Source organism: Micromonospora sonneratiae (assembly GCF_042679305.1).
Taxonomy (GTDB): Bacteria; Actinomycetota; Actinomycetes; order Mycobacteriales; family Micromonosporaceae; genus Micromonospora_H; species Micromonospora_H sonneratiae.
Map to the genome: position 1 here is coordinate 22,612 of NZ_JBHTMP010000021.1, position 16,951 is coordinate 39,562.

At 69.1% G+C, this 16,951-nt stretch carries 17 protein-coding genes; 6 read left to right on the forward strand and 11 right to left on the reverse strand.

Annotated elements, in window-relative coordinates; genetic code table 11:
- Positions 1-22: 22 nt before the first annotated feature.
- From ACFQ4H_RS15455 to ACFQ4H_RS15485, 7 genes are all read right to left on the reverse strand, one after another.
- Positions 23-1,081 carry a WD40/YVTN/BNR-like repeat-containing protein gene (locus tag ACFQ4H_RS15455; RefSeq protein ID WP_377571578.1) on the reverse strand — a complete coding sequence of 353 codons (1,059 nt, stop codon included), beginning with the start codon at positions 1,079-1,081 and terminating at the stop codon, positions 23-25.
- Between the two features lie 60 nt (positions 1,082-1,141).
- Positions 1,142-1,861: a hypothetical protein gene (locus ACFQ4H_RS15460; RefSeq protein WP_377571580.1), complete on the reverse strand. Its 720-nt coding sequence runs from the start codon at positions 1,859-1,861 to the stop codon at positions 1,142-1,144.
- 792 nt (positions 1,862-2,653) lie between these two features.
- Positions 2,654-3,808 (reverse strand): sensor histidine kinase, encoded by a 1,155-nt coding sequence (locus tag ACFQ4H_RS15465; RefSeq protein WP_377571582.1) that lies wholly within the window; start codon positions 3,806-3,808, stop codon positions 2,654-2,656.
- A gap of 54 nt (positions 3,809-3,862) precedes the next feature.
- The gene (locus tag ACFQ4H_RS15470) at positions 3,863-4,609 is read right to left on the reverse strand and encodes an ABC transporter permease (protein ID WP_377571584.1); all 747 of its coding nucleotides are present in this window, start codon (positions 4,607-4,609) and stop codon (positions 3,863-3,865) included.
- Positions 4,610-4,663: 54 nt separating this feature from the next.
- Positions 4,664-5,572 (reverse strand): ABC transporter ATP-binding protein, encoded by a 909-nt coding sequence (locus ACFQ4H_RS15475; RefSeq protein ID WP_377571585.1) that lies wholly within the window; start codon positions 5,570-5,572, stop codon positions 4,664-4,666.
- A 136-nt stretch (positions 5,573-5,708) separates the two neighbouring features.
- A complete protein-coding gene (locus tag ACFQ4H_RS15480; RefSeq protein ID WP_377571586.1) occupies positions 5,709-6,350 on the reverse strand; it encodes a response regulator transcription factor in 642 nt (213 codons plus the stop codon).
- Between the two features lie 161 nt (positions 6,351-6,511).
- Positions 6,512-7,153 carry a hypothetical protein gene (locus tag ACFQ4H_RS15485; protein ID WP_377571588.1) on the reverse strand — a complete coding sequence of 214 codons (642 nt, stop codon included), beginning with the start codon at positions 7,151-7,153 and terminating at the stop codon, positions 6,512-6,514.
- Between the two features lie 314 nt (positions 7,154-7,467).
- Between ACFQ4H_RS15485 and ACFQ4H_RS15490 the strand changes: the two genes are divergently transcribed.
- Positions 7,468-8,232: an alpha/beta fold hydrolase gene (locus tag ACFQ4H_RS15490; protein ID WP_377571590.1), complete on the forward strand. Its 765-nt coding sequence runs from the start codon at positions 7,468-7,470 to the stop codon at positions 8,230-8,232.
- 33 nt (positions 8,233-8,265) lie between these two features.
- Here the strand turns inward: ACFQ4H_RS15490 and ACFQ4H_RS15495 are convergent, their stop codons facing one another.
- The 3 genes from ACFQ4H_RS15495 to ACFQ4H_RS15505 form a co-directional block, all read right to left on the reverse strand.
- On the reverse strand, positions 8,266-9,429 hold the full coding sequence (locus tag ACFQ4H_RS15495) for an acetate/propionate family kinase (RefSeq protein WP_377571592.1): 1,164 nt from the start codon (positions 9,427-9,429) through the stop codon (positions 8,266-8,268).
- On the reverse strand, positions 9,426-11,495 hold the full coding sequence (pta, locus tag ACFQ4H_RS15500) for a phosphate acetyltransferase (protein ID WP_377571594.1): 2,070 nt from the start codon (positions 11,493-11,495) through the stop codon (positions 9,426-9,428). Before pta ends, ACFQ4H_RS15495 begins: the two co-directional genes overlap by 4 nt.
- A 207-nt stretch (positions 11,496-11,702) precedes the next feature.
- Positions 11,703-12,263 carry a hypothetical protein gene (locus ACFQ4H_RS15505; protein WP_377571596.1) on the reverse strand — a complete coding sequence of 187 codons (561 nt, stop codon included), beginning with the start codon at positions 12,261-12,263 and terminating at the stop codon, positions 11,703-11,705.
- A gap of 235 nt (positions 12,264-12,498) precedes the next feature.
- Here ACFQ4H_RS15505 and ACFQ4H_RS15510 point away from each other — a divergent pair, with 235 nt between their 5' ends.
- From ACFQ4H_RS15510 to ACFQ4H_RS15530, 5 genes are all read left to right on the forward strand, one after another.
- Positions 12,499-13,782, forward strand: a complete 1,284-nt coding sequence (locus tag ACFQ4H_RS15510) for a serine hydrolase domain-containing protein (RefSeq protein WP_377571598.1) — start codon at positions 12,499-12,501, stop codon at positions 13,780-13,782.
- Positions 13,783-13,900: 118 nt separating this feature from the next.
- Complete coding sequence (locus ACFQ4H_RS15515) at positions 13,901-14,533, forward strand: transporter (RefSeq protein WP_377571600.1); 633 nt, start codon at positions 13,901-13,903, stop codon at positions 14,531-14,533.
- Entirely contained in the window at positions 14,530-14,871 is a 342-nt protein-coding gene (locus ACFQ4H_RS15520; RefSeq protein ID WP_377571602.1) for a transcriptional regulator, read from the forward strand. Before ACFQ4H_RS15515 ends, ACFQ4H_RS15520 begins: the two co-directional genes overlap by 4 nt.
- Positions 14,868-15,755 carry an ABC transporter ATP-binding protein gene (locus tag ACFQ4H_RS15525; RefSeq protein ID WP_377571604.1) on the forward strand — a complete coding sequence of 296 codons (888 nt, stop codon included), beginning with the start codon at positions 14,868-14,870 and terminating at the stop codon, positions 15,753-15,755. The genes ACFQ4H_RS15520 and ACFQ4H_RS15525 overlap by 4 nt, the downstream gene beginning before the upstream one ends.
- A gap of 14 nt (positions 15,756-15,769) precedes the next feature.
- Positions 15,770-16,507: an ABC transporter permease gene (locus ACFQ4H_RS15530; RefSeq protein WP_377571606.1), complete on the forward strand. Its 738-nt coding sequence runs from the start codon at positions 15,770-15,772 to the stop codon at positions 16,505-16,507.
- A 49-nt stretch (positions 16,508-16,556) separates the two neighbouring features.
- Here the strand turns inward: ACFQ4H_RS15530 and ACFQ4H_RS15535 are convergent, their stop codons facing one another.
- On the reverse strand, positions 16,557-16,934 hold the full coding sequence (locus ACFQ4H_RS15535; protein ID WP_377571608.1) for a hypothetical protein: 378 nt from the start codon (positions 16,932-16,934) through the stop codon (positions 16,557-16,559).
- Positions 16,935-16,951: the final 17 nt, after the last annotated feature.

Consider the following 16,951-nt stretch of genomic DNA (forward strand, 5'->3'; position numbering starts at 1 on the left):
GACAGGGGTCCTTCCCGACACCTCAGCGCCGGCGCAGCACCGCGATCCGGCCCTGCTCGCCGGAGGCCCAGCAGGCACCGTCGGCCACGCATTCCACCGAGTCGAAGCTGCCGGTGTCGAACCGCCGCCAGTTACGCCCACCGTCATAGCTGATGTCGCTGCCGGTCGGGCCGACGGTCAACGCAGTCTGCCCGCCGGCCCGGGCGACCCAGGCTGCCCCGGACCGGTACTCGCCCGGCTGCCGACCGGCCAACGTCCAACTGCGGCCACCGTCCCGGCTCACCGCCGCGCCGTCCGGGGCACTGGTCGGCGTCGCGTAGTCGCCGCCCAGCGCGATGCCGTGCCGGGGGTCGCGGAACGCCAACGTGTAGATGCCGGCCGACGGGCCGCTCGGCATCGGGGTGTCCGTCACCCGCCAGGTACGCCCCCGGTCGTCGGTACGGAACACCCGCGCCTCGGTCCCGCCACCGGTGGCGAACCAGGCCACGTCGGGGCCACGGTCGGCGGTGATCAGGCAGGTGCCGCTGGCCGCGAAGGCGAACTCGCCCTCCAGCGCCGACGGCATCCCGGCCGACGGCAGCACCGCCCAGGATTGCCCACCGTCCGAGGTGGAGAGGATGCGGAACCTGCCGTCGACCGGGTCGGAGAGGGCCAGGCCGTGCCGGCGGTCGAAGAAGGCCATGCAGTCGTAGAAGGCTCGTTCGTCGTCGTTACGGAACGTCTCGGTCCAGCTCTGCCCACCGTCGGAGGTTCGGTAGATCCGAGATTCGCCGCCCGCGCCGATGGACAGGATCACGGCATGGTCGGCGTCGAACGCCTCGATGTCGCGGAACTGTAGGGTCGGCTCCACGTCGGGGCCGACCTGCTGCCAGGTCGCTCCACCATCGACGGTACGCAGCACGGTGCCGCCACTGCCGCTGGCCCACGCCACCCGGTCGTTGATCGGGGCGAGCCCACGCAGCCGGGCCGTCGAGCCGGTCTCGGAGAGTTGCCAACTCGGCTCAGGTCGCCAGGTGAACCCCGAGGTGGTGGCCAGTACCGCGACGGAGAGGGCGAGAGCCGAGAGCACACGTAGCCGCATGGCCCCGGAACGTACCTGATATCGGCGTTCTTGAAAATAGTCGGCGTTCGTCGCGCCGGCTCACCCGCTCGGAAGCGACCGTCGGAGCGTGGCCAGTTTGTGTCTGAACTGATCGAGCGTGAATGGTGTCCGCATCGCCGGCAGGGGTGCCGGCGCTCCGGGCTCGAGAAGTACCGATGATCGGGTCCGGAGCGAGGCCTCCTGGAGCACCAGGGTAGCCGTCAGCGCCGGGCCGGTCTCCACGCGATGCAGCAGATCAACCCCCATGGTGTACGACCCACCCGGCGCCAGCTCGACGACGAGACACTCTCGGATCCTGGCCTGGCCGGCATGTTCGAACCGCCAGGTGCCATCGGCCAGCGTGCTCATCTCGTGGTGGTGCACCATCGGCCGGCCGCTTTCCGCGAACTGGAACATGTGGTTGCGTAGGGTCCCGGCGAGTACAACCGACGCGAACCGGAAACGGTGATCATGGATGTGCTCCCGTCGCCGAAGTTCACCGGGCCACCAAACGTGCAGTCGCAGCTCGCCGCCGCGTACGGCGAACAGCACGAACTTGTCGAACCCGAGTACATGCCGCGACGAGGCCGCCGCGACCTGACCCGCCACCTCGTCGTCGTGCTGAATTGCGTCAAGCAGGCTCCAGAGCGCTGCCGGTTTCGCCAGATTGCGCAACGCCGCAAGGGCTGCGACCGATCCCCCGCCCGGGTGGGGCAGCACTTCGGCAAGGCATGAACGGACCGCCGGAACACCGGACAGGTCTGGTGCAAGGCTGGACATGGGTCACCTCATCGAGGGCCGGGCGTGGTTTCACGTCATCAGCAGTTCCGCCACACACAGGTGATGATCGGAGAAGGTGCTGACCACTCGCGTCTCGGCTCCGAACTCCCACTCCGCCGAGAAGAGAATGTCATCGATCGGCATTCCCCGGTGGGTCGGCTGCGTCTCGTTGGCCCGGCGAGTTGTTCCTGCCCACGCTGCGTGGTCCGAAAATCGGCCAGTAGTCGCTGGCGGGCACCCTCGAAGACCGCATGGGCGCTTTGCGTCGTCGACACTGTCCGGACCGGAGTCCGGGGCCTCGGAATGGGCGGGGTGGCAATCGGTGCCGGCTCTCGGGAAGTCAATTTCTGCAGCAACACGCGAAGCGCAAGGCCGCAACAGAGCGCGGCCAGGCCGGCAAAAAGATAACGCACCCAGTCGGCACCGAACCACCCGGTCGGCAAATGGTCAAGTAGCACGCTGTAGACGGGAAAGATCAGAGCGAATGGTCCGAGCGTTGCCAGATGGCTCACCATTCGCGTACGTCGTGGTGGCCGGGGGACGGCCTCGGCGGGATCGGAGGCTGGATCGGTACGGCGCTGAGTCGCTGTCGACGGCGTCTCTCCCTGCGGCACAGCACCTCCCAGCAGTGCGCCTATGCAGCACCTGTCGCATCACCCGTACACGTTCATCGAACGACGTCACCGAAGTGCGGTAGGTCACACGGTAAACGGGCCGATCGATGATCGCCATGGAGCACACGCCGGAGACTGCCTGGTTGATCGGGCCCAACTCAGCCATCCGCGTACACGATCAGGCACCGTTGGACAGCTCGGCCACCACCTGGAAACCGCCGCGCGGCCCGGCCTGGGCCACCAGCGTTCCGCCCGCCTCGGCGAGTCGTTCCGCCAAGCCTTTCAGCCCGTTGCCGGAGGTCGCGGCAGGCTGGTCGTACGGCCGGTGCGGGGGCGAGTTGGTGCCGTTGTCCGTGATCTCCAGTCGGATCCGCTCTGGGTCGTGTCTCAGGACGATCTCGACCTGGGTGGCGTCGCTGTGCCGGATGATGTTCGTAGTGGCCTCGCGTACCACCCAACCGAGCACTGTCTCGACGTCCGGGGGAAGCGGTGGACCGGTGAGCTGAACGTCCTGCGTGACACCTGCCGTGGTCAGCGCCGACCTGCCACGTTCCAGCTCGGCGGCCAGGTTGCTTTCGCGATACCCCGAGACGGCTTCCCGGATCTCGGTCAGCGCCTGTCGGCCGACGGTCTCGATGTCGGACGCCTGGGCGAGCGCCTGCGCCGGGTTACGGTCCATCAGCCGGCGTACCGCTTCGGCCTTCACCACGATGACCGACATGCTGTGTCCGAGCAGGTCGTGCAGGTCGCGGGCGAAGCGCAGCCGTTCCTGATCCACTGCGGACCGGGCCAGTTCCTCCCGGGTCCGGCGCAGCTCCGCCGTGGTCGCGGCGAGACCGATGATGGCGGCCGTCACCAGGCCGGATATGAAGGTGCCGTACCCGTTGATCATGGCGGCCAACGGGTCGTGGTCCCGCTCCCCGGAGATCACCCCCGCCGAGCCACCCAGGACGATCAGCGCCATGATGAGGTGCTGACCTCGGAGTACGGCACCGCAGGCCAACGCCAACGGCATGAACAACTGGATCCAGCTGCCGCCGTACGTCAGGGCGAGCGGGTAGGTGACGGCGGCCTGCGCGGCAAGCAGGATCAGCGTGGTCCGGTTGGCGCGGCGGGGATCGAACGCCCGGTACGCCACCACGACGTAGAGGGTGACGAAGGCCAGTAGGCCGGCACCGCCCAGCCAGGGCCGGGACACTTCGCCGCGGACCAGGTCGGCGACGGAGCCGGCGGTCAACATCAGCCACGGCAGGAAGGCGGTCCCGCTGGTCAGCTCTGGCAGTTTGTCGACGTCGACGTTGGCGTTCGGATTCGGCCACCAGCGCTTCTTCATGCCCATCCTGCTCGACTCGATCCTGTTTCTTCTGCCTCGACTCGACTCGCCCGGTCAGGCGCGACGGCCGGCCCGACGGTACGCGTAGCCGGCGTACGCGCCGAACACCACCAGCCAGCCGACCAGGACAAGTACGGTGTCGAGCCCCACGGCGGCACCCTGCACGGTGTCCCAGCCCAGTTCCCCGAAGCGGTGCCCCGGGGTCCACCGGGCAACGGCGGCCAGCCAGTCGGGGAACTCCGACACCGGGAACCACAGACCACCGAGGAACGCCAGGAACAGGTTGGTCACGATGTTGGTCACGTTGGTGGTCTGGGCGGAGAGGGCATAGCCGTTGGCCAGGCCGAGCATGGTGAACGGCAGCGAGCCGATCCACAGCAGCAGCGTCAGCATCACCCACTGACCGAGCCCGAGCCGTACGCCGTTGACGATCGCCCCGGTGAGCAGCACCACCACGATCGCCGGCAGCACCATCAGCGAACCGGTCACGGCCCGTCCGACGACCGCCTGGGCCGGGGTCAGCGGGGTGATCCGCAGTTGACGTAGCCAGCCGACGGCCTTGTCCTCGGCCACCGCCGTGCCGGCGGTCAGTCCGGCGCTCAGCGCACCGTACGCGGCCAAGCCCACCATCGCGGTGACCGCCCAGCCGGAGGAGCCGTCGGCCTTGCCACCGACGTTGGTGAACATCAGGTACATCAGCACGGGGGTGCCGATGCCGAAAATGACGAACCCGGTGTCCCGGAAGGTACGACGGAGTTCCAGCTTGACGTACTGGTAGACCGGGGCGATCTGGCCGAGCATCAGAAACCTGCCTTCAGGGTTGGTACGAAGGAAAAATGAGGAAAGAGACGAACGTCAGGAAGGCGGGGTGGCGGTGAGGGTCAGGAACGCGTCCTCCAGTCCGGCGGAGGTCACTTCGAGGCCCCGTACCGGTCCGAGCAGGGCAAGGGCGTGTACGGTCGCGTCGGAGTCGGCGGTCCGCAGGAGCACCCGACCGTCGCGAACAGCCACGGAGAGCACCCCGGGCAGCGACTCCAGGCCGGCGGGCGCCGGGCGACCCTGAAGGTCGAAGGAGACGAGACTCGCCCCGACGGCCTGCTTGATCTCGGTGTTGCTGCCGTCGGCGACGACCCGGCCCCGGTCGATTACCACGACCCGGTCGGCGTTCTGGTCCGCCTCCTCCAGGTAGTGCGTGGAGAAGAGCACGGTCTTGCCCCGCTGGGTGAAGGCGTGCATCGACTCCCAGAACGAGCGCCGGGCCGCCACGTCGAGTGCGGCGGTCGGCTCGTCGAGGACCAGCAGGTCCGGGTCACCGACGAGGGCGACGGCGAAGTTGACCCGCTGCGCCTGACCGCCGGAGAGTCGGTCCACGCGGCGGCCGGCGAGGTCGGTGAGCCCGGCCAGGGCCAGGGCCTCGTCGACCGGCATCGGCTTCGGGTAGCTGCTGGCCACGAAGGTCACCAGTTCGCGCACCGTGACCCGGGGTACGGGCTTGCTGTCCTGGAGCATCGCACCGACCCGCCCGGCGCGTACCGCCCGCTGCGGGGTCTCCCTGAAGAGTCGTACCTGACCGGCGGTCGGCTCGTCCAGACCCAGCAGCAGGCTGATCGAGGTCGACTTGCCCGCGCCGTTGCGGCCGAGCAGGGCGACCCGCTCGCCCCGCCCGATGGTGAGGTCGAGCCCGGCGACCGCCCGTACGTCGCCGAACGTCCGGACCGCGCCGGCAAAGGCCACCACCGGTGCCGCGTCGTGTGTCTTCGTCATGCCAAGAACGATATGAGCGCAGCTCAGGTGCCTTGTAGACGAAAATATCCGGACTCCGGCAGGACAAATGTCATTGCCGCCAGCGCCCGAACGAAGGACTCAGAACCAAACGAAAAATCAGAGCCAAACGAAGAACTCAGAGCCAGCCTCGTTCGTCGGCGATCCGGGCGGCCTCCGTACGGTTTCTTGCTCCGGTTTTGCCAATGGCCGAAGACAGGTAGTTACGTACGGTGCTCTCGGAGAGCCACAGTTTCGCCGCGATGTCCGCCACCGTCGCGCCGCCCAGCCCGGCCGCCAGTACCTCCCGTTCCCGGGCGGTCAACGGGCTCGGCCCGGCGCTCAACGCGGCAGCCGCCAGCGTGGGATCGATTACCGACTCGCCGCTGAGCACCCGACGGATCGACGCGGCCAGCTGATCGACCGGGCCGTCCTTGGACAGGAAGCCCCTCGCCCCGACCTCCATCGCCCGACGCAGATAGCCGGGACGGCTGAACGTCGTGACGATGAGTACCTTGCAGGTGGGCAGTTGGGTACGCAGGTCGGCGGCGGCGTCCAGGCCGCTGCGGTGGGGCAGCTCGATGTCCAGGACCGCGACGTCGGGCCGGACCTCCAACGCGACCGGCACGATCTGATCGCCCTCGGAAACCTGGGCCACGACCGTCATGTCATCTTCGAGGTCGAGCAGCAGGGCGAGCGCGCCCCGCATCATTCCCTGGTCCTCGGCCAGCAGGATCTTGACGGGCTCCGCAGCGGCGGCTCCGACCAGGTCGTCTGTCATGGCCACCACGATACGGGGGTGCTGATCATGAACCGTCGAGCCCGAGCGCGTCCAGCGCCGCAGCAAGGTCGCCGGCGACGATCACCTGCCCGGTCCGGCTTCCATCGGGTACGAACACCCGACACCCACGCCGGTCGGCTGCACGTTCACCTCCACACAGTTCAGTGCGAACCAAGCCGTTCAGACGGTCGGTTCGTTGGGGGCGAGCGGTGGCCGCCGTGACAGGCGATCAGCGCGTCTACCACGATCTCGGCGTCAGCTTCTGCGATGTCCGCCGGGTACTCCGGCAGCAGATCGTCCCAGACGACCAGCCACGACCCGAACAGTTGGGCCTGCCCCTCCGGCCGAGCGAAGAACCAAATGTGCAGATGGGCACCACCATCTCCAATGCGGTAGACGTGGGCCCGCGAGATGTGCGGCAGTGCCTGCATGTGGCGGACGATGCGAGTGCTCAACAGCCCCAGCTCGGCAGCCAGTTCGTCAGGTAGATCCGCCATGTCGTAGTGATCGCGCGGATGCAACATGAGTACCAGCGGGACGCCCACGCCCGAAATCCGCACCAGCCGCCAGTGATCGTTGAACCAGATTCCTTCGTCCCGATCGCGGCAGGCGTTGCAGTCCGACGGATCCTCGCCGTGCCGCGCAGGCTCCGGTAGCACCGGCGGGCGCAACGGCGCTACGCGCAGACCGTCCGGCTCGAACGGACTGATATCCCATCCCGTCATGCGCGCCAACGGGAGCCGACGCTCGCTGTCCGCGATGGCTACTGCGTGGTCATAGAACTCGTCCGGTCGCAAGGCCATGCGGCGAAGACTAGTACGACAAGGTCCCGAGTGATCGACAACCCTGTTGTGGCCGCCAGGCACCGCCCGATGGACTCGTGCTCGATGGCTCGGACGAACCCCGAAGCATCCGCTCGTCGGCACGTCCGAACGCTCCTGCACCTGTTACGGCAGACCACCGTGGCGGATTCGGCATCGCTCGTGCCGGACGAGCCGCGGCCGGACCTCGTCCCGGCACCTCCACCCGGACTCTGCTGTGAACCGTGCCACCGCGCGTCGCCAAGCATTGCCTGCACGCTGTCCTGGTCAACTGTGGAGGGCTAACCTCCCAGGCCATGCGTGAGTATTTCATGGTTGGTGGTCGAAGGCTTTCGTATCTGGACTTCGGCGGCTCGGGTACTCCGCTCCTGGCTCTGCACGGGCACTACAACGAAGCGTCGGCATTCGCGCCACTGGCTGAGGCGCTGGCGCCTCGGTGGCGGATGATCGCGCTCGACCAGCGCGGGCACGGAGAGTCCGACCGCGCCGAGAGCTACGAGCGGGACGACTATGTTGCTGATGTCGCCGCCTTCCACCGGCATCTGGGAGTCGGCCCGGTGGCGGTGCTGGGCCACTCACTTGGCGGAGTTAACGCCTACCAGTACGCCGGCCGGCACGCGGACCAGGTTGCCGCGCTGATCGTCGAGGACGCCGGCGCGGTCTTGGACGTCGACTGGTCCTTCACCACCAGGCTTCCCCGTCACACGCCGTCTCGCCAGGCGCTGGTCTCGGACCTAGGCGCAGCCGCTCCCTATCTGGAATGTTCATTCCGCCGGTCGGGGGACGGCTGGGGCTTCTCGTTCGATATTGATGACACGGTGGCGTCCCAGAAAGCAATCAACGGTGACCACTGGATGGACTGGGTATCGGTAAACTGCCCCACCCTTTTGATCCGTGGAACGCGCAGCAATGAACTGGCAGCCGACCACGCTCGCGAGATGATCGCCCGTCGCGCTGGCAAGGCCCGTCTTGTCGAGCTGCCAGCCGGTCACGTTGTGCACCAGGATGCTGCGGCGCAGTTCGCCAGCGCTGTCGATGCTTTTCTGTCTGAATCCTGCTGAACTGGCCGGTCGCGCTGATGTGCGCGGTGAGCGCTACGCCATCGACCCCGCCACGGCGCGGGTCTGGAGGGCAATCTCACGCTCCTCGTCGGTGCCGATCACGCAGACGGTCACCTCCGAGTCCGGCGGCGAGATGACCCGGTCGCCGGTGCCGGCGTTGCGCTGTGGGTCGACGGCGATGCCGAGGCGGTCCAGCCCGGCCAGGGCGGCGGCGCGTACCGGCGCGGCGTGCTCGCCGACACCGGCGGTGAAGGTGATCGCGTCCACCCGGCCGAGCAGGGCGTAGTACGCCCCGACGTAGCCGGTGATCCGCCGGCAGTAGACGTCGAAGGCGAGGGTCGCCGCCGCGTCGCCGTCGGCCCGGCGGGCGAGCACCTCGCGCATGTCGTTGGCACCGGTCAGGCCGAGCAGCCCGCTGCGGTGGTTGAGCAGGTCGTCGATATCGTCGACCGAGAACCCGCCCTCGCGGCGCAGGTGGAAGATCACGGTCGGGTCCAGGTCACCGCTGCGGGTGCCCATCACCAGGCCCTCCAGCGGGGACATCCCCATCGAGGTGGCCACGCTCCGGCCGCCGGCCACCGCGCAGGCGCTCGCCCCGTTGCCGAGGTGCAGGGTGATGGTGTTGACCTCCGCGTACGGGCGGCCGAGTAGTTCGGCGGTACGCCGCGACACGTACGCGTGCGAGGTGCCGTGGAATCCGTACCGGCGGATGCCGTACCGCTCGGCGGTGTCCCGCTCGATCGCGTAGGTGGCGGCGGCCTCGGGCAGCGTGGTGTGGAACGCGGTGTCGAAGATGGCGACCTGCGGCACGTCCGGCAACGCTGCCCGGGTGACCTCGATGCCGATCAGGTTGGCGGGGTTGTGCAGCGGCGCGAGCGGGATCAGGTCGCGGATGGCGGTCAGCACCGCGTCGTCGATCAGCACCGGCTCGCCGAACCGCTTCCCGCCGTGCACCACCCGGTGCCCGACGGCGGTCAGCCCGGTCAGGTCGAGCCCGTCGAGGATGCCCCGGACGGCCGTCTCGTGGTCGGCCGGCCCGCCACCGGGCTCCCCGATCCGCTCCACGATGCCCTTGTCGGTCACCCGGTCGCCGTCGTACAGCCGGAATTTGACCGACGACGACCCGCAGTTGAGGACGAGGACCCGGTCGGTGGGTGCATCCTGCTGGGCGGTGGCACCGATGGACGGCGCGATCATGACGACTCCTCGACAGCAGCCTGGATGGCGGTGATTGCCACGGTGTTGACGATGTCCGCCACGGTGGCACCCCGGGACAGGTCGTTCACCGGCCGGCGTAGGCCCTGCATGACCGGGCCGACGGCCACCGCCCCGGCGGAGCGCTGCACCGCCTTGTACGTGTTGTTGCCGGTGTTCAGGTCCGGGAAGATGAAGACCGTGGCCCGACCGGCGACCTCGCTGCCGGGCAGCTTCGTCGCCGCCACCGCCGGGTCGATGGCCGCGTCGTACTGGATGGGTCCCTCGACGAGCAGGTCGGGCCGGAGCTGGCGGACCAGTTTGGTGGCGGCCGCGACCTTCTCCACGTCGGCGCCCATGCCCGACCTTCCGGTGGAGTAGGAGAGCATGGCGACCCGCGGTTCGATGCCGAACCGGGCGGCGGTGTCCGCCGACGAGATGGCGATGTCGGCGAGCTGGGCAACATCCGGGTCGGGGTTGACGGCGCAGTCGCCGTAGACCAGCACCCGGTCGGCCAGCAGCATGAAGAAGATGCTGGAGGAGACCGAGACGCCCGGCACGGTCTTGATGATCTCGAAGGCGGGGCGGATCGTCGCGGCGGTGGTGTGGGTGGCACCGGAGACCATCCCGTCGGCGTGTCCCGTCTGCACCATCAGCGTGCCGAAGTAGTTGGGCTGCGCGACGATGTCGTAGGCCAGTTCGGCGGTGACGCCCCGGTGCGCACGCAGCTCGGCGTACGTGGCGGCGAACTCGTCGCGCCACTCGCTGACGACCGGGTCGACGATCTGCGCGCCGCCGATGTCGATGCCCAGTTCGCGGGTGCGCCGGGCGATTTCGTCGGGGCGGCCGAGCAGGGTGATGTCGGCGACACCCCGGCGCAGCAGGATCTCCGTCGCCCGCAGGATCCGTTCCTCCGCCCCCTCGGGCAGCACGAGGTGCCGGCGTCGGGTCCGGGCGCGGTCGATCAGGTCGTACTCGAACATCATCGGGGTGACCCGCTCGGAGCGGCTTACCCGCAGCCGGCGGGCCAGGTCGTCGGTGTCGACGCAGCGTTCGAACGCGCCGAGCGCGGCCTCCACCTTGCGCGAGTTGGCCGCGCTGAGCCGTCCCTCGATGCGGCTGGAGGCGGCGATCGTGTCGTAGCTGTCGCTGGGTACCGAGATCACGGCGAGCCCGGGCTTCAGCGCCTCGACCAGCCGCATCGCCCGTGGGTCCGGATGCTCGCCGAGGGTGAGCACCATCCCGGCCAGCGAGACCTGCCCCGCCACGTGCGCCGCGCTCGTGCCGACCAGGAGGTCGTCCCGGTCACCCGGCATGATCACCAGCGCGCCCTCGGTCAGGTGGTCCAGCAGCGTCGGCAACTGGGCCGCCCCGACCACGAAGTCGAGCACGTCGCGGCTGAGGGCGTCGTCGTCGCCGGCAAGCAGGGTGCCGCCGAGGGCCACCGCCACCTCGGCCACCGTCGGCGCCGACACGGTCGGCACCTCCGGGATGGCGTACGTGGGCACGGGCAGCTCGGGCAGCGTCATCGGGCCGGGCACCCGGTTGGCGATCACCGCCAGCACCGTCGCCCCGAGGTCCGCCAGATCGTGGTACGCCCCGCGCGCCGCCGCCGCGATCGCGGCCGGCTCCTGCCCGAAGCCGTCGATGACGGGCACCACCACGCTGCCGAACTCGGTGGCCAGTCGGGCGTTGAAGGCCAGCTCGCGGGGGCCGGCACCGTCGCCGCCGTCGGCGAAGTCGCTACCCACCACGACCATTGCGGGGCAGCGCCGCTCGACCTCCCGGTACCGCTCGACGATGCCGCCGATGAGTTCCTCGCGCCGCCCGTCGGCGACCAGCGCGGTCGCCTCGGCGTAGCTGGTGCCGCTCAGGTCGGCCAGTGGCAGGTCGATCCGGTAGCGTTCGCTGAGCAGGGTGAGTATCGGGTCGGGGCCGGTTCCACCGACCAGCGGCCGGAACACGCCGATCCGCTCGACCTGTCGGGACAGCAATTCCGCGAGCCCGAGGGCGATGGTCGACTTCCCACCGCCGGATCCCACGCTGGTCAGGTACACACTGCGCGCCACGCACCCACCCTAGAAGATCTTCGAGCGGTCGGCCCGGGTCCGACGGCCCCTCTTCCGGGTCGGTTGTCCGTGGTCACGCGGGGTTGACCACGCAAAACGGCCGCTGCGGACCTGCCCAGCCCGGGCGAAAGTGAGGCGACTCGCCCGGGTGTGGACGTCCGGCGGCTGCCGTCCGGAGGTTACGTCCGCCTGTCGGCGTAACCGTGGTCAGCACCTCGGGGGCAGATCATCGGCGGCATCCTCGGGCAGATCCGAATAGATGTCCGGAACCCAGACGTCGTCGGTGGTTTTGTTCCAGGTCGTGGAGGAGAGTTTCTGGCCGGAAACCTCGTCCGTCACCAACCGCCCGTCATGCACCTGGCAAATGACGTAGATCACGGCTCCTTCCGGATAACCCCGGTCGGCGCGGCCGGGAACGTACGGACTCCGGGCGGCGACCACACCACGGAATCGTCGCTGTTCCTCGGAGTAGGTATTTACGATCTTCGCGGCCCAGGTCTTCGGCACGGGCGATCTCGACATCGTCGGTCCCGCACCGGCAGTGCTGGGATCAGCCTTCGGGGCCTCGGCCGGGCCGCTGGTCACGACTCCGCTGGGGACCTTTTCGGGCGTCGGTTGGTTCGTCGACCGCACGTCGTTGAGCAGGGCGGTCAGCGCCACGAGGAGGCTGGCCGCGCCGATCAGGGTGGTCTGTCGTTGATGGTTCGAGACCCATTGCCGCAGCCGCCCGACCAGACGCCGCAGCCGGGTGAGGAGCATACGCGTCACGCGACGCATCCGACCCAGCCGAAGTTGCCGACGCACAAGGTCCCCTCCCATCAAGGAGCGCCCTTTCGACCAGTGTGCAATTACCGAGCGAAGTTGCCAAGGTACGACACGTCATATTTCGCCACATGCCATTGCCGTCAATCGATTAATGCGCCGCGCCCTATTGGAGAAGTTTGCGAGCTTCGTGGTCAAATGAGCCTGGGCAGTCCCGAATACTGTCCACAGAGGAGGCAATGTGCGGGGATTACCAAGGAAGATAACGCGAGCCGCTGGTGCCGCCGTGCTGGCACTGGCCATGCTCGTCACCACAGCGACGCCGGCCGCCGCCACCAGCGGCCCGGTCCCGGCCCATCGGCAGCACGGCGGGTTGCCCGGCAGCGAGCTACGAGCCGCCCTCACCAGGGTCACCGACGCCGGCATGATCGGGGTGTTCGCGGAGGTACGCGACGGTCTGGACACCTGGCGGGGCGCCAGCGGGACCGCCGATCTCGACAGCGGCCAGCCGGTGGAACCCGGCTATCAGCACCGGATCGGCAGCATCACCAAGACGTTCGTGGCGACCGCCCTGCTCCAACTCGTCGGTGAGGGCCGGGTGGCACTCGACGAGCCGGTCGGCAGGTACCTGCCCGACTTCGCGGTCGACGGGGTGACCGTACGGATGCTGCTCAACCACACCAGCGGTGTCGGCAGCTACGACCGGATGCTGTTCAGCAGCCCGGAGGACGTGGAGCGGCACCGGACCGCCACGTTCGACCCGCGCGAACTGGCCCGGATCGGCCTGGCGATGCCACCGACCAACGCCCCCGGCGCGAACTTCTCGTACTCGAACACCAACTACATCCTGGCCGGCCTGATCCTGGAACGGGTCACCCGTCGCCCCGCCCAACTGGAGATCTACCGGCGGATCATTCGGCCGCTGGGCCTGTTCCAGACGTACTTCCCGGGCACCAACACCAGCATCGCCGGGCCGCACGCCAAGGGCTACGTCCCGTGGTACGACGGCGAACTCCGCGACTTCAGCGGCTACAACATGTCCTGGGCGGGTACGGCCGGCGAACTGGTCTCGACCGCAGCCGATCTGAACCGGTTCTACCGCGCGTTGCTGGAGGGCAAGCTGCTCCGGCCGAGCGAACTGACGCAGATGCGTACCACCGTGCCGTTCGACCCGACCGCGCCCGGCACCGGTGGCTACGGCCTCGGCGTGTTCGAGCTGACACTGCCGTGCGGCCGGGTATGGGGCCATGACGGAACGGTGTTCGGCCACGGCGCGGTCTCACTGCACACGCCGGACGGCCGCCGACAGGTCACCCTTGCGACGAACCTGACGCACTACCAGGCACCGGGCCAGCCCGACCCGATCGGCGACGCGACGGTGGGTTTCCTGGCCGCGGCGCTGTGCGGTCCGACCGGGACGGCAGCGACCTCCACCATCGACGGTCGTGCGTTGTCCATCACCCCGACACCCGGAAGTCCGCAGTCGATCCTCGGACCGACCTCCACCCGGCCGAGCGACGGCTGACGGACCCGGTGGTACGCCGGGCGCGGTGAGGCCCCCGGCTGCGGGGTGACGAAGGGGGACCGGGTGCCATCGGTCCCCCTTTGTCGCGGCATTGACTTTGAAATGTAAAGTACTTTACGTGGATCTAAGCAATGCCGACGCCCCGCCCGCCGACGCCGCGTCCGCGCTCCGCCTGATCGAGGAGCAGCAGGCCCGGGCGGCCCGCCAACTCAACCCGGACCCACGCCTGTTCCACTGGCCCTGGGGGGTGGCCTGGCTGGTCGGCTTCGGGCTGCTCTTCCTGCGCTTCGGCCCGGACGGTCGGGTCTTCGTCGACCTGCCCAGGTGGCTTCCGCTGACCGTCCTGTTCGTACTGCTGGCCCTCGCCGGGACGATCTCCAGTGTCGCCGGGGCCCGGGCGTACGGGCAGGTCTCCGGAGAGTCCTCCCGGCGCGGCGGGTGGTACGGATCGGCCTGGTTCCTCGGCTACGCCAGCCTCATGGCCGTCAACCTCAAGGTCGCCGGGCTGCTACCCGAGGACCTACAGGGACTGCTCTGGTCGGCGACGGCGGTCGGCCTCACCGGCGTCCTGCACCTGGCTGGTGGTGCGATCTGGCTCGACCGCGACATGTTCCTGCTCGGTGCCTGGATCCTCGTACTCAACATCGCCGGGACGCTGGCCGGAGCGGGGTGGCACTCGTTGGTCATCGCGATCGGGGGAGGCGGCGGCCTGCTGGTCACCGGCACCGTGGCCCGGCTGCGGCGCTCATGACCACACCGCCGCCGGAACTCGACCCGGTCATCCACGCCCAGGCCCGGCTCCGGGTCGTCGCCACCCTGGCCACGCTGCCACCGGGTGACCAGATCGCCTTCCCCCGACTCCAGGACATCCTGCAGATGACCCCTGGCAACCTCTCCGTACATCTCCGGAAACTCGAGGACGCCGGATACGTCGACGTCACCAAGACCCACCACGGACGTACCCCGGCGACCCTCGTCGCCCTCAGCCGGCGCGGTCGGCTGGCCTTCGAGGAATACACCGCAGCGGTACGCGCCCTGCTCGATCCCACCGAACCGCCCGGCCCCGCAGAACCGAAGGAGCGGAAATGATCCTCGCCCGCGCCGAGCAGGCCACCCGCAGATACGGCGATGTCATCGCCCTCGACCACGTCGACCTCGAAGTCCGGGCCGGTGAGATGGTAGGTCTCCTCGGCCCCAACGGTGCTGGCAAGAGCACCCTGCTCAGCCTCCTCGTCGGCATGCGCCGCCCCACGTCCGGCCGCGTCGAGTTGTTCGGCGGCGACCCACGCGACCCGGTCCGCCGCCGGCGGATCGGGGTCACTCCACAGGAGACCGGGCTGCCCCCGACGCTACGGGTCGGCGAGGTGGTCGACTTCGTCTCCGCCCACTACGCCGACCCGGTGCCCCGGGCCGAGCTACTCGGCCGGTTCGGCCTCGACGACCTCACCCGGCGACAGACCGGCGGCATGTCCGGCGGCCAGAAGCGTCGGTTGGCCGTCGCGCTCGCCTTCGTCGGCCGCCCCCAACTGGTCTTCCTCGACGAGCCGACCACCGGTCTGGACGTCGAGGCCCGGCACGCGCTGTGGGACGGCATCCGCAGCTTCCACGACGAGGGCGGGACGGTGCTGCTCACCAGCCACTACCTGGAGGAGATCGAGGCGCTCGCCCACCGGGTGGTGGTGCTCGGTCAGGGCCGGGTGCTGGCCGACGACACCGTGGACGCGGTCCGGGGCGTCGTGGGCGTCCGCCGGGTAAGCCTCGACACCCGCGACGACCTGCCGGAACTCGCCGGGGTGGTCGGTGTCGAGCAGGCCGACGGGCGTACCCACCTGCTGGCCACCGACGCCGACCAACTGGTCCGGGACCTGGTCCGGTCCGGTGTCGCGTTCAGCAACCTGGAGATCCGGCCCACCTCGTTGGAGGAAGCCTTCCTGACCATCACCGCGCGCGGCGACCAGCCGATCGCCGCCTGACCGGGAGACCTGCCGTGCAACTCGCCCTCGTCCACGCCAAGTACCAACTCCTGGAGACCATCCGGATCCCCGTCGCGGTGATCGGCAGCACGTTCTTCCCCGCCGCCTCGATGCTGTTCTTCGTGGTGCCGTTCGCCGGGGACGATCCGGTCGGTGCCACGTTCGCGACCGCGTCGATGGTGACCTTCGCGGTAATGATCAGCAACCTGTTCCAGTACGGCATCGGAGTGTCCGAGGACCGGGCCCAGCCCTGGGATCCGTACACCCGGACCCTGCCGGCCGGGGCGTTCCCCCGCTTCGCCGGTCGCATCCTCGCCGGCCTGGTGATGCTGGCCCTCCCAATCATCCCAGTTGTGATCATCGCGGCGGTGGCCACCGAGGCGACGATCACGGTCGGCGGCTTCCTGGCCGGGCTCGGGGTCGTGGTGATCGCTGCGCTCCCGTTCACCCTGATGGGGCTGGCCATCGGCTACGCGTTGCCCAGCAAGGCGGCCCTGGCCGTGGCGCAGCTGATCTTCTTTCCACTGGCCTTCGGCGGTGGTCTTCTCTCCGCGCCCGGCAACGCACCCGGCTTCATCGAGATGATCGCGCCGTACCTGCCGACCCGTGGTGCGGTGGAGCTGATGTGGGCTGCGGTCGGCAACTTCGAGCCCAACCCGGTCTCGCTGGTCTCGCTGCTCTGCTGGATCGTGGCGATGGGCGCGCTGGCCGTGTGGGCCTACCGACGGGACGAGGGCCGGCGGTTCAGCTGACCCGGCCGGCCACGCCGGTCCGGAAGCCGGAGGTCATCGGGGCAGGTGGTCAGCCGACCTGCCTGCCCCGCCACGAGAAGATCGCCAGAACCGCGAAGATGGTGACGGGGATGGTCACGATCACGGCAATGCCGAGCGACCGACTCCGGGTCGCCTCGCACAGTGCCCGCTCGTTCTCCCTTACCGGCTGCACGACACGCTTGCCCGCGTTCGCTTCCTCCGCCCGGTCACCGGACTTGAGCCCATCCTCGGTGGCGTCCTGCGGCACGTGTAGCACCGATGCGCAGACCACCCGTACGCCGTCGCGCGGGTCTGACGAGCGGTACGCCGACGGTGTGGTGGACGAACCGAGCAACCACATCAGGTAGCCCAGGCCAACCAACACGATCAGCAGATAGCCGAGGGAAGCCCACCTGTCGCGTCGCATCGGGGCAGTCTACGTCG